A 14,492-nucleotide genomic window follows, 5' to 3' on the forward strand; every position below is an offset into this window, starting at 1 on the left:
GCGTCACCGCCGGGCGCGGGGACCGAACCGGGCGGGGGCCGCACCGAAGGCGGCCTCGCGGGCCGCCCGGGCGTTGGCCCCGAACAGGAGCAGCAGCTGCTCGGCGCGCTCGCGGGCGAAGGTACGCCGGACCGAGGCCGTCCAGGTGTCGTCGAACAGGCGCTTGGCGCCCGCCAGCGCGTCGGGGGAGCGCTCGGCCAGCTCGCGGGCCAGGTCGTGGGCCGCCGCGACCGGGTCGCCGGCCAGCTCGGTGACCAGGCCGAGGTCGCGGGCCTCCTTGCCGGAGACCTTGCGCGCCGTCATCGTCAGCAGCTTGGCGGTGTCGGCGCCGACGAGCTGCTTGAGCGTCACCACCCCGCTCATGTCCGGGATGATCCCCCACCTGCCCTCCAGCACCGACCACTGCGAGTCGGGGGTGGCGATCCGGAAGTCCGCGGCCAGCGCGAGCTGGAGCCCGCCGCCGTAGCAGTGGCCGTCGACCGCCGCGATGACCGGCACCGGGAGCCGGCGCCACGCCCAGCACGCCTCCTGGAAGACGTTGGTGCCGCGCCAGGGACGCGGCACGAAGGCCGTCACGATGCCGGCCGGCTGCGTGAGCACCGCGCCGAAGTCGAGCCCGGCGCAGAACGACGTGCCCTCGCCGGTGAGCACCACCGCCCGCAGCGACCGGTCGCGGCGCAGCCGCCGGGCGACCGCCACGAGCTCGTGGAGCGTCTGGAGCGTGAGCGCGTTGAGCTTCTCGGGCCGGTCCAGGCGCACCTCGGCGACGCCGTCGGCGACCGAGCAGGTGACGAGCGGGGCGGGGCGGGAGGCGGCCATGCGGCTCAGGTTACCCGCCGGTAGTCACTTCCCGTCGTCGGACTCGTCGCCGGAGTCGTCGTCGGAGTCGTCGTCGGCGGCCCGGTCGTCGTCCTGGCCGTCCTTGCCGTCGTCCTCGTCGTCGTCCTCGGCGTACGGCGCGGGGTCGCCCTCGTCGTAGTCGTCACGGTCGGTGAACTTGCCGCGGTCGACGTCGAAGTCGCGCTGGGTGTTGTCGACCTCGGCGTTCTCGGGACGGTTCTCGGGGTCGAGGCGGCGCTCGCGCTCCTCCTCCATCTCCTGGGCGGTCTCCTCGTCGGGCTCGGACTCGGTGTCGATGCCCTGGCTGCGCCCGGCGCGCTCGTCGGTGTCCACGCCGCCCTCGTCGAGGATGGTGCCCTCCTCGGCGTGGCCGTCCTCGTCGAACTCCCGGTGCTGGGTGTCGTCGGGGATACGCGACTCGTCGCGCTCGTCGGTGCTGCCCGTGGACTCGTCGCGCTCGTCGCTCATGCCTGCCCCTCCCGGTGGCCGACCGTCGCCCGGACGGGCGCGCGGTCGGTCCTTGGCTATCGGTGCGGCGGCAGCGCTGTCAACGGTCGGACCGTCGCGGCGGACACACCTGCGCGCACCTCACAGATGGGGTACGACGCCCCCGAGGAGCTCGCCCATCCGGCTGGCCGCAGCGCGACCCGCGGCGAGCACCTCCTCGTGGTCCAGTGGCTCACCGGTGATGCCGGCGGCGAGGTTGGTGACCAGGCTGACGCCGAGCACCTCCATCCCGGCCTCCCGGGCCGCGATCGCCTCGAGCGTGGTGCTCATCCCGACCAGGGTGCCGCCGATGGTCCGGATCATCCGGATCTCGGCGGGGGTCTCGTAGTGGGGGCCGGGCAGCTGCACGTAGACGCCCTCGTCGAGCGTCGGGTCGGCGTCGCGGCACAGCGCACGCAGCCGCGGGCTGTAGAGGTCGGTGAGGTCGACGAAGCTGGCGCCCTCGAGGGGCGAGGTGGCGGTCAGGTTGACGTGGTCGGAGATCAGCACGGGCGTGCCGGGCGTCCAGGACTCGTCGAGGCCGCCGCAGCCGTTGGTGAGGACGACGGTGCGACAGCCAGCCGCGGCGGCGGTGCGGACGCCGTGCACGACGGCACGCACGCCCAGGCCCTCGTAGAGGTGGGTGCGCCCGAGGAAGACCAGCAGGTTCGTGTCCCCGACGCGGACCGAGCGGATCCGGCCGGCGTGGCCCTCCACGGCCGGCGGGGCGAAGCCCGGGAGGTCGGTGGCGCTGATCTCCGCGGTCGCCTCGCCCAGGGCGTCGACGGCCGGGAGCCAGCCCGAGCCCATCACCAGGGCGACGTCGTGACGCTCCACGCCCGTCCTCTCGGCCAGGACCTGGGCGGCCTCGGCGGCCTGCGCGGCGTACGACGGGGGCGTGGTCTGCTCGTTCACGGCCCCGACCCTATGCGGGGGCCGGGCTACCCGCCGAAGTTGGACCGGCAGGGCCGCGAGCGCAGCGCCGTGAGGTAGTCGTCGGGCGCGTCGGCGGCCTCGGCGGCGTCGGCGAGGGTGCCGAGGTAGGTCGCCGAGGGCAGCCCGCCCTCGAACGCGTCGAGCACGTAGGCCCACGCCACCTCCTCCGAGGCAAGCAGCGAGACCCGCACCTTGACCTTGCGGAACAGCCCGGTGTCGGCCGACTCCCAGCCGTCGAGCGCGGCGACGTCCTCGTCGGTGACGTCGTAGATCGCCACGAAGACGCGCTCGAAGGTGTCCTGCACGATCGTGGCCAGCGCGCCGTCGATGCCGTGCTCCTCGCCGCCGAACGTCAGGCGCCAGCCCTCGAGCCAGCCGGTGCCTCGCAGCGGGGAGTGGGGACACCGCTCTCCCATCCGGGCGGGATCGAGGTTGCTCCCGTAGGCGGCGTACAGCGTCACGGCGTCACACTAAGCCGCGGCGGGCGTCGCTCCCGCATGCGACACAATGAGGGCGTGACGACACCAGACTTCGGGCAGGCCCAGCGCGTCGTGGTCATCGGCGGCGGCCCCGGCGGCTACGAGGCGGCGCTGGTCGCCGTGCAGATCGGGGCCGAGGTGACCGTGGTCGACAGCGACGGCCTCGGCGGCTCGGCCGTGGTGACCGACTGCGTGCCCAGCAAGACCCTGATCGCCACCGCCGAGCTGATGACGGAGTTCTCCGGCGCGCCCGAGCTCGGCGTGCAGTTCGAGGACCACGAGGGCGACCCCGCCCACCAGCTCACCGTCGACCTGGCCCGCGTCAACGCCCGGGTCAAGCGCCTGGCCCGCGACCAGTCCGACGACATCGGCCAGCGGCTGGAGTCCGAGGGCGTCCGGGTCGTCACCGGCTTCGGCCGCCTCGACGGCCCGGGCGCCGTCGAGGTGACGCTGCCCGACGGCGGCACCGAGCGGCTGGAGGCCGACGCCGTGCTGCTCGCGACGGGCGCCGCCCCGCGCACGCTGGGCACCGCCGAGCCCGACGGCGAGCGGATCCTGACGTGGGAGCAGGTCTACGACCTGACCGAGACGCCCTCGCACATGATCGTGGTCGGGTCGGGCGTCACCGGCGCCGAGTTCGCCAACGCCTACCTGGCGCTCGGGGTCGAGGTCACCCTGGTCTCCTCGCGCGACCGGGTGCTGCCCGGCGAGGACGCCGACGCCGCCGAGGTGCTCGAGCAGGTGCTGACCCGGCGCGGGATGAACGTGCTCTCGCGCTCGCGGATGGAGTCGGCCACCCGCGACGGCGACGAGGTCACCGTCACCCTGACCGACGGCCGCACCGTGACCGGCTCCCACTGCCTGCTCGCGCTGGGCTCGGTGCCCAAGACCCGGGACCTGGGCCTGGAGGAGGCGGGCGTCGCGCTGGACGACGGCGGGTTCGTCAAGGTCGACCGCGTCTCGCGCACCTCCGCGCGGGGGGTGTACGCCGCGGGCGACTGCACCGGCGTGCTGATGCTCGCCAGCGTCGCCGCGATGCAGGGCCGGATCGCGATGTGGCACTTCCTCGGCGACGCGGTGACCCCGCTCGACCTCGGCCAGGTCTCCTCCAACGTCTTCACCGCGCCCGAGATCGCCACCGTGGGCTGCTCCCAGCGCGCGGTCGACGCCGGCGAGGTCCCGGCCGAGACGGTGCGCCTGGAGCTGGCCGGCAACGCCCGGGCCAAGATGCAGGGCGTGCGCGACGGCTTCGTGAAGCTCTTCGCCCGCCCCGGCACCGGGGCCGTCATCGGCGGGGTCGTCGTGGGCCCCCGCGCCAGCGAGCTGATCCACCCGATCTCGATCGCGGTGGCCGAGTCGCTCACCGTCGACCAGCTGGCCCACGTCTTCACGGTCTACCCCTCGATGAGCGGGTCGATCGCCGAGGCGGCGCGCCGGATGCACCACTCGCCGCTCGACTGAATGCAGCGATAATCACGCCGTTGTAATTCAGGGGGCATTAGCAGGAATTCCCCGAAATGCCTTTCGGTGCATTCTTCGCGAGCACATACTCGGGACCGGTTCACTTCCACCCCACCGGTCACTGAGGTCACAGATGTCCCGCACCCCCGGCGTGCTCGGCGCCGTCCGCACCACCCTCGCGCTGCTCGTCGCCGCCGCTGCGGTGACGGCCGGCTCGGTGTCGCCGGCCGCCGCCGACGCGTCGTACGCCGTGCCCTCGGACGGGGTGCTGCGGCTGACCGGTCACGGCTACGGGCACGGCCACGGCATGTCGCAGTACGGCGCCCGCGGCGCGGCCCAGGCGGGGCTCACGCAGGCGCAGATCATGGCGTTCTACTACCCGGGCACCGCGGCGGGCACGGTCCGGGGCAACTTCTGGGTGCGGATCAGCGCCGACACCGACGGCATGCTCTCGGTGGTCCCCGCGTCGGGCCTGCGGCTGCGCCAGGTCGGCGGTCCGTCTTACACCCTCCCGACGACCGTCGGCTCGCTGCGACCCTCCACCTGGCGGCTGCGCACCTCCGGTGACCGCAACGTGCTGGAGTTCTTCGCCGGCGGCGCGTGGCGCACCCACCAGCCGGGCTCGGTGCCGATGACCGGGGCGGCCGCGTTCTACCGCGACGCCGCGCCCACCACGCTGCGCCTCGGCTCGGTCGACCGGCCCTACCGCGGGGCGCTGCGCTACGTGCAGCGCACCACGGTCAACGTCGTGGGTGTCGACGACTTCGTGCGCGGCGTCGTGGCACGCGAGATGCCGGCGTCGTGGGAGCCGGCCGCGGTGCAGTCGCAGGCCGTCGCGGCGCGCACGTACGCCGCCTTCGAGCGTGCCGCCAACGCGGGCCGCGCCTGGCACACCTGCGACACCACCTCGTGCCAGGTCTACGGCGGCGTCGCGGCCGAGCACCCCTCGGCCGACGCGGCCGTGCGCGCCACCGCCCGCCAGGTCCGGACCTACGACGGTGCGCCCGCCTTCACGCAGTTCTCCTCCAGCAGCGGCGGCTGGACCAGGGCGGGGAGCCGGCCCTACCTCGTGGCCAGGGCCGACCGCTACGACGCTACGGCGAGCAACCCCAACCACACCTGGCGCACCACCCTCACGCGCGCCCGGGTGCAGTCGAGCTACCCCGCGTTGGGCACGCTGCGGGCGGTCCGGGTCGCCCAGCGCGACGGGAACGGCGACCAGGGCGGCCGGGTGCTGTCGGTGGTGCTCGACGGCACGAAGTCCGACGTCACGCTCAGCGGGTCGACCTTCCGCAGCCGGTTCGGGCTGAAGTCCGACTGGTTCCGGTTCGGCGGCTGAGACGGGCCCACGGAGGAGCCGATACCGGAGGCTACCCTCGCGTACGCTGCCGCCATGAGCATGCAGACGGCTGACCCCGCGGAGTTCCTCCCGCGCCGCCGGCCCTCGCAGGAGCGCAGCCGGCGACGTTTCGACGACATCCTGCGCGCAGCCCGGGCGCTGCTCGTCGAGGTGGGCTTCGAGGCGTTCACCTCCGAGCAGGTGGCGCTGCGGGCCGGGGTGCCGATCGGCTCGCTCTACCAGTTCTTCGGCAACAAGTACGCCATCATCTGCGAGCTCGACCGGCTCGACACCGCCAACGTGGAGAAGGCGCTGGAGGACTTCGGCTCCGAGATCCCCACGCTCGACTGGGCCCAGCTGCTCGAGAAGCTGCTCGACCACCTCGCGACGCTGTGGCGCACCGACCCCTCGCGCCGCGCCGTGTGGCTGGCGATGCAGGCCACGCCGCCGACCCGCGCCATCGCCGCCGGCCACGAGCGCCAGCTCGCCTCGCAGGTCACCCGCATCCTGGCGCCGCTCACCCCTGGCTCCGAGCCGGTCTACCGGCAGACGCTGGCCGAGGTGATCGTGCACGTGACCTACTCGATGCTGAACTTCTCCATCCGCGACGGCCAGTCCCACCCCGACGCCGTGGTGCAGCTGAAGTCGATGCTCACCCACTACCTGCTGGCCGCCGAGGCCGAGGCGGCGCGCCGACGGATGTGACTGGCCCGTAACCCCGAAGTCGTGGGACGGTGGTTCCAATGCGAGACCAGCCTCGCATTCCCAGCGTCCAACCCGAGGGGTCCTTCGTGTCTTTCCGTCGCATCGCGATCGTCAACCGCGGCGAGTCCGCCATGCGGCTGCTGCACGCCGTGCGCGAGCTCAACGCCGCCCGTCACCCCGACGACCACCTCCAGACGGTGGCCCTGCACACCACGGGGGAGGCGAACGCGATGTTCGTGCGCGAGGCCGACCTCGCCCACGACCTCGGGCCGGCGAGCCAACGGCCCTACGTCGACCTCGCGGTCCTCGAGCGCGCCCTGCTCGAGACCGGGGCCGACGCCATCTGGCCCGGCTGGGGCTTCGTGGCCGAGGACCCCGCCTTCGTCGACCTGTGCGACAAGCACGGCGTCACGTTCGTCGGCCCCAGCGCCGAGGCGATGCGTCGCCTGGGCGACAAGATCGGCTCCAAGCTGATCGCCGAGCAGGTCGGGGTCCCGGTCGCCCCGTGGAGCCGCGGCGCCGTGGACACCCTCGAGGACGCCCTCGTGGCCGCCGAGCAGGTCGGCTACCCGCTGATGCTCAAGGCCACCGCCGGCGGCGGCGGACGCGGCATCCGGATGGTCGCCTCGGCCGCCGACCTCGAGGACGCCTACCAGCGCACGAGCGACGAGGCGCTGCGCGCCTTCGGCAACGGCACGGTGTTCCTGGAGCGCCTGGTCACCGGCGCCCGGCACGTCGAGGTCCAGCTGATCGCCGACAGCCACGGCACCGCCTGGGCGCTCGGCGTGCGCGACTGCTCGATCCAGCGCCGCAACCAGAAGGTGATCGAGGAGTCGGCCTCGCCGCTGCTGTCACCCGCGCAGGTCGAGGAGCTCAAGACCGCCGCGGAGCAGCTCGCGCTGGCCGTGGGCTACGTCGGCGCCGGGACCGTGGAGTTCCTCTACCACCCCGGCGAGCAGACCTTCGCGTTCCTCGAGGTCAACACCCGTCTCCAGGTCGAGCACTCGATCACCGAGGCCACCACCGGCATCGACCTGGTGCGCGCCCAGCTCCACGTCGCGCAGGGCGGCCGGCTGGAGGGCGAGAAGCCCGCCGAGGTCGGGCACGCCGTCGAGGCCCGGCTGAACGCCGAGGACCCCGACCGCGACTTCGCGCCCGCCCCCGGCCGGATCGAGCACCTCGAGCTCCCGTCGGGCCCGGGCATCCGGGTCGACACCGGCGTCGCCGAGGGCGACACCATCCCGCCCGACTTCGACTCGATGATCGCCAAGATCATCGCCTACGCCCCCACCCGTGACGAGGCGCTCGCCCGGCTGCGGCGCGCGATGACCTCGACCACCGTGGTGATCGAGGGCGGCGCCTGCAACAAGAGCTTCGTGCTCGACCTGCTGGCCCAGCCCGAGGTCGTCAGCGGCGACCCCGAGCACGGCCTCCCGTGGGCCGACACCGGCTGGATCGACCGCGTCCGCGCCGAGGGCCGGCTGGCCTCGCACGCCCACGCGGGCGTCGCGGTGGTCGCCGCCGGCATCGAGGCCTACCTCGAGCGCGTGCGCCTGGAGACCGCCCGCCTCATCGAGACCGCCCACGGCGGCCGGCCGTCGGCCGCCCACGAGGTCGGTCGTCCCGTCGAGCTCAAGCTCCGTGGCGTGCCCTACCAGGTCTCCACCATCAACACCGGTCCCGGCCGGTTCCGCGTCGGCGTCGCCTCTGGGGCGACCTCGCAGACCGTGGACGTGCAGCTGGCCCACGTCGACGACGTACGCCGCCGGCTCACCGTCGGCGGCCGGCGCTACCACGTCGTCACCGCCACCCACGGCCCCACCACGCTCGTCGAGGTCGACGGCGTGGCCCACCGCGTCAGCCGCGACGAGGGCGGCGTGCTGCGCTCGCCCGCGCCGGCCCTGGTCGTGGCCACCCCGGTCGCCGTCGGCGACGAGGTCGAGGCGGGCGCCACCGTCGTCGTGCTCGAGTCGATGAAGATGGAGACCGCGCTGCACGCGCCCTTCCCCGCCCGGGTCAAGGAGCTGCACGTCATCACGGGCAGCCAGGTCGAGACCGGCGCCGCACTGATCAAGCTCGAGCAGCTGGGGGAGGGCACCGAGGAGGTCGCCGACGCCGGACCCGGCATCGACCTGCCCGCCGACGCGGGCGTCGACCCGGCCACCCAGCGCGAGCGCGCCCGCGCTGCCCTCAGCGCCGTCGTGCTCGGCTACGACGTGCCGCCGGAGGACCAGGACGCCGCGCTCTCGGAGTACCTCACCGTCCGCGACCTCGCCGAGCCCGACGACGGCTCGGTGCTGGCCGACGAGGTGACGCTGCTCGAGACCTTCGTCGACCTCGCCGAGCTGAGCCGCAACCGCCCGGCCGACGAGGACCGGCACACCGCGCTGCGCGTGCACTCCTCGCGCGAGCACTTCCACACCTACCTGCTCAGCCTCGACGCCGACCGCGGCGGCCTCCCAGAGCAGTTCCGCGAGCGCCTGCAGCGGGTGCTGCGCCACTACGGACTGGCCTCGCTCGACCGCACCCCCGAGCTCGAGGCCGCGGTCTTCCGGATCTTCCTGGCCCAGCAGCGCACCACCCCCGAGGTCGCGCTCGTCGGGGCCCTGCTCGGCGCGTGGAGCCGCGAGGCGCCGCCGGTCGGCGACCTCGCCGCCCGGTCGCGCGAGGTGCTGGAGCGGCTGGGTCGCGTCCCGCAAGCGCGCTACCCCGCGGTGGGCGACCTCGCCCGCAGCGTCCGGTTCCGCTGGTTCGACCAGCCGGCCGTGGACGCCGAGCGGAGCGGCGTGCTGCTGGGGATGCGCGACGAGGTGGAGGCGCTCGCCGCGTCCGCCGACGCGCCCGACCGCGCCCGTCGCATCGAGGCGCTGGCCTCGATCCCCGAGCAGACCGTCGGGTTCCTGTGCGACCGCCTCGAGCACGGCGTGCCCGAGCGCGAGCCGATGCTCGAGGTGCTGGCCCGCCGGCACTACCGGGAGTACGACCTGCACGACGTGCGCTCGATCGACGTGCCGCGGCCCGTGGTGGTGGCCGGCTACTCCGTCGACGACCGTCCGACCCGGCTGGTCTCCTCGCTCGGCTCGGTGGCCGAGCTGGTCGACGGCTCCGAGCTCGTCACCGCGGTGTCCTCCCACCTCGCCGACCGGGCGGGCGAGGACGCGGTCGTCGACCTCTACCTGTCCTGGCCCGACGCCCCCGCCTCGGTCGACGAGGCGAGCGAGCAGCTGCGCGCGCTGTTCGACGCGCTGCCGCTGACCCAGGACGTACGCCGGGTCTGCGTGGCCGTCTGCTCCGGCGGCGGCGACCGCCGGGTCGGCTATTACACGTTCCGTCCTGCCACCGACGTCGAGGACGGCTCCGCCGCTGCCGGCGCCGGCGTCGTCGAGGACGACCTCACCCGCGGCGTGCACCCGATGGTCGGGCGCCGCCTGGACCTGTGGCGGCTGCGCAACTTCCACGTCACCCGCATCGAGGCGCCCGAGGACGTGCTGCTCTACGAGTGCGTCGCCCGGGAGAACCCCTCCGACCGACGGCTGGTGGCCCTCGCGCAGGTGCGCCAGATGTCCGTCGTGCGCGACGACGACGGCACCATCACCGGGCTGCCCCACGCCGAGCGCGCGGTGGAGAGCTGCCTGGAGTCGATCCGGCGCGAGCGCGTGGCCCGGGGCCGCGGCGGCGCCAGGCTCGACCTCAACCACGTCTGGGTGCACGTGTGGCCCGTGGTCGACCTCGACCTCGACGCGCTGGGCGCGCTCGGGGCCAAGATCAGCCCGCTGACCGACGGCGCCGGCGTCGAGGAGGTCGTGGCCCAGGGCCGCCTGGCCGTGCCCGGCGCCGACCCCGTGCCGATGGCGGTCCGCTTCAGCGCCCGCCCCGGCTCCGGCGTCACCTCCACCGTGGAGGAGCCGCCCACCGAGCTGCTGCAGCCGCTGGACGACTACACCTCCAAGGTGGTGCGCTCGCGGCGTCGGGGGCTCGTCTACCCCTACGAGCTCAGCGGGGTCCTCGCCGGCCCCGGCGGCTCGCTCGTGGAGCACGACCTCGACGAGACCGGCCGGCTCGTGCCGGTCGACCGGCCCTACGGCCTCAACGAGTCCGGCATCCTCGCCGCCGTCGTGCGGACCCCGACGCCGCTGCACCCCGACGGCGTCACCCGCGTCGTGCTGTGCGGCGACCCCACCAAGTCGCTCGGCTCGGTGGCCGAGCAGGAGTGCCTGCGCGTCATCGCCGCCCTCGACCTGGCCGAGGAGATGCAGGTGCCGGTGGAGTGGTTCGCCCTCTCCGCGGGCGCGCGCATCTCGATGGACTCCGGCACCGAGAACATGGACTGGGTGGCCAAGGCGCTGCGCCGGATCGTGGAGTTCACCCAGGACGGCGGCGAGATCAACGTCGTGGTCGCGGGCATCAACGTCGGCGCCCAGCCCTACTGGAACGCCGAGGCCACGATGTTGATGCACACCAAGGGCATCCTGGTGATGACGCCCGAGAGCGCGATGGTGCTCACCGGCAAGCAGTCGCTGGACTTCTCCGGCGGCGTCTCGGCCGAGGACAACTACGGCATCGGCGGCTACGACCGCGTGATGGGCCCCAACGGCCAGGCGCAGTACTGGGCGCCCGACCTGGCCGGCGCGTTCGGCGTGCTGATGGCCCACTACGAGCACACCTACGTCGCGCCGGGCGAGTCCGGGCCGCGGCGTACGGACTCGGGGGACCCGGTCGACCGCGACATCTCCTCGTTCCCGCACGAGGTCGAGGGCAGCGACTTCAGCACGGTCGGCGAGATCTTCTCGGCCACGGCCAACCCGGACCGCAAGAAGCCCTTCGACATCCGCACCGTCATGCGGGCCGTCGCCGACCAGGACCACGACGTGCTCGAGCGGTGGGCCGGCATGGCCGACGCCGACACCGCCGTCGTCCAGGACGCCCACGTGGGCGGCTACCCGGTGTGCCTGCTGGGCATCGAGAGCCAGTCCGTGCGCCGCTCCGGCTTCCCGCCCACCGACGGCCCCAGCACCTACACCTCCGGCACGCTGTTCCCGAAGTCGTCGAAGAAGGCGGCCCGCGCCATCAACTCCGCCAGCGGCAACCGACCGCTGGTCGTGCTCGCGAACCTCTCGGGCTTCGACGGCTCGCCGGAGTCGATGCGCAACCTGCAGCTGGAGTACGGCGCCGAGATCGGCCGCGCGATCGTCAACTTCCGCGGCCCGATCGTCTTCTGCGTCATCTCCCGCTACCACGGCGGCGCGTTCGTGGTGTTCTCCAAGGCGCTCAACCCGGCCATGACGGTGCTCGCCGTCGAGGGCTCGTTCGCCTCGGTCATCGGCGGCGCCCCCGCCGCGGCGGTGGTGTTCACCGGCGAGGTGGAGAAGCGCACCGCGGCCACGCCGGCCGTCAAGGCGCTGGACGAGCGGATCGCCGCGGCGCGCGGCGCCGAGCGGATCGGGCTCCAGGTCGAGCGGGCCCAGCTGCGGACCGCCGTACGGGCCGAGAAGATCAGCGAGGTCGCTGCCGAGTTCGACGGCATCCACGACATCCACCGGGCCGTCGAGGTCGGGTCCGTGGACGCGGTCATCCCCGCGGCCCGGTTGCGGCCCGAGATCGTGGAGGCGATCGAGCGGTACGTCGCCTCCTGAGGCGTGCGGGCCGTAGCCTGCAGCGCATGTGCCGCGTCCTCGCCTACCTCGGCCCCGAGCTCCCGCTCGAGGACCTCCTGCTCACCCCGCGCAACAGCCTGGTCAACCAGACCCTGGACCCCGAGCGGCATCCCCAGCTGCAGCTGGCCGGGTGGGGGTTCGGGATCTGGAGCGAGTCCCTGCTCAAGCCCGACGTGCCCCTGATCTACCGGCGGCCCATGGCCGCCTTCTACGACGACAACGTCGAGGGGATCGTGCCGCACCTGCAGGTCAGCACGCTGCTCGCCCACGTGCGGGCCGCGGCGTACGACGCGGGCGCGGTGCTGGCCGACGAGAACTGCCACCCGTTCTGCTACACCGGCACGCCGTGGATCGTCGCGCAGAACGGCGACCTGCCGCACTGGAAGGTGCTGCAGCGCGAGCTGCTGCAGCACTGCAAGGACGAGTTCCTCGAGCAGATGACCGGCACCACCGACACCGAGTTCCTCTACGTGCTGCTGCTCTCGGTGCTGGAGGGCGACGGCAACGACGACGTCCAGCGGGGCTTCGAGCGGGTGCTGGAGCTCATCGTCGCGGCGATGAAGGCGCTGGACCTCCCCGGGCTGGCCAAGCTGAAGATGGCCCTGGTCTCCCCGGGGCGTGTCATCGGCGTCAACTGCGGCACGGGGCACCACGGCGAGCCGCAGCCGGAAGGTGACTGGCGCGAGCTGCGGAAGTCCGGCCCGGGTACCGACGACTACGCGCTGTCGATGCTGCTGGAGCCGATGTACTACCTGATGGGTCGCGACTTCACCCACGACGACGCGACGTACGGCTTCGACGACTGCGGCGAGGAGGAGGCGACCTCGGTCATCTTCGCCTCCGAGCCGCTCACCGAGGAGGCCGACGACTGGCTGCCCCTGGAGTTCGGCGAGATCGTGTTCCTGGAGCGGTTGGGCGACAGCGTGACCCGCGAGGTCCGCACCCTCGCGACATGAGCCCCGAGGTGGGTCCTGAGCTGCCCCGGCCGGTCCGGGTGCTCACGCCGGACGACCTGGTCGCCGCCGACCCGACCACGGGCATGACCCGCGCGCGGGCCTTCGAGCTGCCGTTGCTGTGGGCCGGTCAGGTGGTGACCGACCCCGGTGCGGTCTCCGGGTGGCACCACCACGAGCGCAACGAGTCCAGCCTGTACGTCGTGCGCGGGGTGCTGCGGCTGGAGTTCGACGGCCACGAGGGCTACCTCGATGCCGGCCCGGGCGACTTCGTGCACGTCCCCGCCTGGACCGTCCACCGCGAGTCGAACCCCTCGCGCGAGCCGTCGCTCGCCGTGATCGCCCGCGTGGGTGGCGGTGTCCCGACGGTCAACGTGGAGGGTCCCCCGGGACGCGACGAGCCGATCGGCTGAGGCCCTCCACGTCGCGTCCACGTTGTCCGGGGGTCCGTGCATCCGCGGCCTGTGATGATGGCCGGGTGGTGGGTGCGGTCGCGGTGCTCTCGGACGTCCACGGCGTGCTCCCGGTCCTCGAGGCGGTGCTCGCCGAACCCGACGTGCGCGCAGCCGACCTCGTCGTGGTCACCGGCGACCACGCCTCGGGTCCGCAACCGCGCGAGGTCCTCGACCGCCTGGCGGCCGGGGGTGACCGGCTGCGCCTGGTGCGCGGCAACGCGGACCGGGAGCTCGTCGCGCTCCGCCGCGGTGAGGACGTCGACGTGCCCGACGACGTCACCCCGTGGGCCGCTGCGCAGCTGACCGAGGACCAGACCCGTCTCCTTGCTGGTCTGCCCCACCCCCTGGTCCTCGAGGTCGACGGGTTCGGTGCGGTGGTCTTCTGCCACGGGAGCCCGCGCCGTGACGACGAGATCGTGCTCGTGGATTCGCCCCTGGGACGGTGGCGAGCCGCCTTCACGGGTCTGCCCGCGCACCACCGGACGGTCGTCTGCGGCCACACCCACATGCCGTTCGTCCGGCTCGTCGACCGACGCCTGGTGGTCAACGCCGGCAGCATCGGGATGCCGTACGGCCGGGCGGGTGGGAGCTGGGCGTTGCTGCACCACGGCGCCGTGTCGCTGCGGCACACCGACGTCGACGTGGACGCTGCGGTGGAGGCCGTCGTTGCCGGCTCGACCTATCCGCACCGCCGGTCGTGGGCCGAGGAGTACCTCCGCTCCGCCAACAGTGACGCCGACGCGATCGCCGCCTTCACGCCACCGGGGGACCGGCCCGCAGCATCCGAGGACGGTGGTCCGGTCGTCCAGGACTCCGGCGCGACGCCCGCACCCGAGTGAGGTGGTCGCGGTGGGTCGGGCGCGGTGGAGACGTGGGTGTGTCCGGTCGGGGTGGTGACCAGCACCTGGTGGCGGTCGCCGGGCAGGGGGTGGCACTGCCAGCCGGGTGCCTGCTTGGCGTAGTTGCAGGACTCGCACAGTCCCTGCCCGTTGGCCAGGGAGGTCGGGCCGCCGTCGGCTGCGGGAGTGACGTGGTCGGCGTGGCGGACGGGGGCGTCGCACCAGGGGGTGCGGCAGACCTGGTCGCGCACGACGAGGAGCTCGCGGAGCTCGCCGGTGAAGGTGCGGCGGCGGGAGTCGGTGGCGACGAGGTCGCCGGTGCCGGGTCGGGTGAACAGGCGCCGC

The 14,492-nt window shown here is 73.6% G+C and carries 11 protein-coding genes and 1 pseudogene; 7 read left to right on the plus strand and 5 right to left on the minus strand.

What is annotated here, in order from left to right; all coding sequences use genetic code 11:
• Positions 1-3: 3 nt before the first annotated feature.
• From ASG49_RS03105 to ASG49_RS03120, 4 genes are all read right to left on the minus strand, one after another.
• The gene (locus ASG49_RS03105; RefSeq protein WP_056536942.1) at positions 4-819 is read right to left on the minus strand and encodes a crotonase/enoyl-CoA hydratase family protein; all 816 of its coding nucleotides are present in this window, start codon (positions 817-819) and stop codon (positions 4-6) included.
• A gap of 24 nt (positions 820-843) precedes the next feature.
• Entirely contained in the window at positions 844-1,308 is a 465-nt protein-coding gene (locus ASG49_RS03110; protein ID WP_056536945.1) for a hypothetical protein, read from the minus strand.
• 120 nt (positions 1,309-1,428) lie between these two features.
• Positions 1,429-2,241 carry a purine-nucleoside phosphorylase gene (locus tag ASG49_RS03115; protein ID WP_056536948.1) on the minus strand — a complete coding sequence of 271 codons (813 nt, stop codon included), beginning with the start codon at positions 2,239-2,241 and terminating at the stop codon, positions 1,429-1,431.
• A 26-nt stretch (positions 2,242-2,267) separates the two neighbouring features.
• Positions 2,268-2,723, minus strand: a complete 456-nt coding sequence (locus ASG49_RS03120; RefSeq protein WP_056536951.1) for a gamma-glutamylcyclotransferase family protein — start codon at positions 2,721-2,723, stop codon at positions 2,268-2,270.
• 54 nt (positions 2,724-2,777) lie between these two features.
• Between ASG49_RS03120 and ASG49_RS03125 the strand changes: the two genes are divergently transcribed.
• The 7 genes from ASG49_RS03125 to ASG49_RS03155 all read left to right on the plus strand — a co-directional run bounded on the left by ASG49_RS03125 (position 2,778) and on the right by ASG49_RS03155 (position 14,147).
• Positions 2,778-4,202: an NAD(P)H-quinone dehydrogenase gene (locus ASG49_RS03125; protein WP_235561880.1), complete on the plus strand. Its 1,425-nt coding sequence runs from the start codon at positions 2,778-2,780 to the stop codon at positions 4,200-4,202.
• 133 nt (positions 4,203-4,335) lie between these two features.
• The gene (locus ASG49_RS03130; RefSeq protein WP_056536956.1) at positions 4,336-5,541 is read left to right on the plus strand and encodes a SpoIID/LytB domain-containing protein; all 1,206 of its coding nucleotides are present in this window, start codon (positions 4,336-4,338) and stop codon (positions 5,539-5,541) included.
• Positions 5,542-5,595: 54 nt separating this feature from the next.
• On the plus strand, positions 5,596-6,246 hold the full coding sequence (locus ASG49_RS03135) for a TetR/AcrR family transcriptional regulator (RefSeq protein WP_056536959.1): 651 nt from the start codon (positions 5,596-5,598) through the stop codon (positions 6,244-6,246).
• Positions 6,247-6,332: 86 nt separating this feature from the next.
• Complete coding sequence (locus tag ASG49_RS03140; RefSeq protein WP_235561881.1) at positions 6,333-11,879, plus strand: carboxyl transferase domain-containing protein; 5,547 nt, start codon at positions 6,333-6,335, stop codon at positions 11,877-11,879.
• 26 nt (positions 11,880-11,905) lie between these two features.
• On the plus strand, positions 11,906-12,856 hold the full coding sequence (locus tag ASG49_RS03145; protein WP_056536964.1) for a class II glutamine amidotransferase: 951 nt from the start codon (positions 11,906-11,908) through the stop codon (positions 12,854-12,856).
• Positions 12,853-13,266, plus strand: a complete 414-nt coding sequence (locus ASG49_RS03150) for a cupin domain-containing protein (protein WP_082533738.1) — start codon at positions 12,853-12,855, stop codon at positions 13,264-13,266. Before ASG49_RS03145 ends, ASG49_RS03150 begins: the two co-directional genes overlap by 4 nt.
• Before the next feature lie 65 nt (positions 13,267-13,331).
• On the plus strand, positions 13,332-14,147 hold the full coding sequence (locus ASG49_RS03155) for a metallophosphoesterase (RefSeq protein WP_056536968.1): 816 nt from the start codon (positions 13,332-13,334) through the stop codon (positions 14,145-14,147).
• A 125-nt stretch (positions 14,148-14,272) separates the two neighbouring features.
• Here ASG49_RS03155 and ASG49_RS19550 read toward each other — a convergent pair.
• Positions 14,273-14,398: pseudogene (locus ASG49_RS19550) on the minus strand (HNH endonuclease); the annotation flags it as partial.
• Between the last annotated feature and the right edge of the window lie 94 nt (positions 14,399-14,492).

Origin of the sequence: Marmoricola sp. Leaf446, assembly GCF_001424755.1 — a bacterium.
Taxonomy (GTDB): domain Bacteria; phylum Actinomycetota; class Actinomycetes; order Propionibacteriales; family Nocardioidaceae; genus Marmoricola.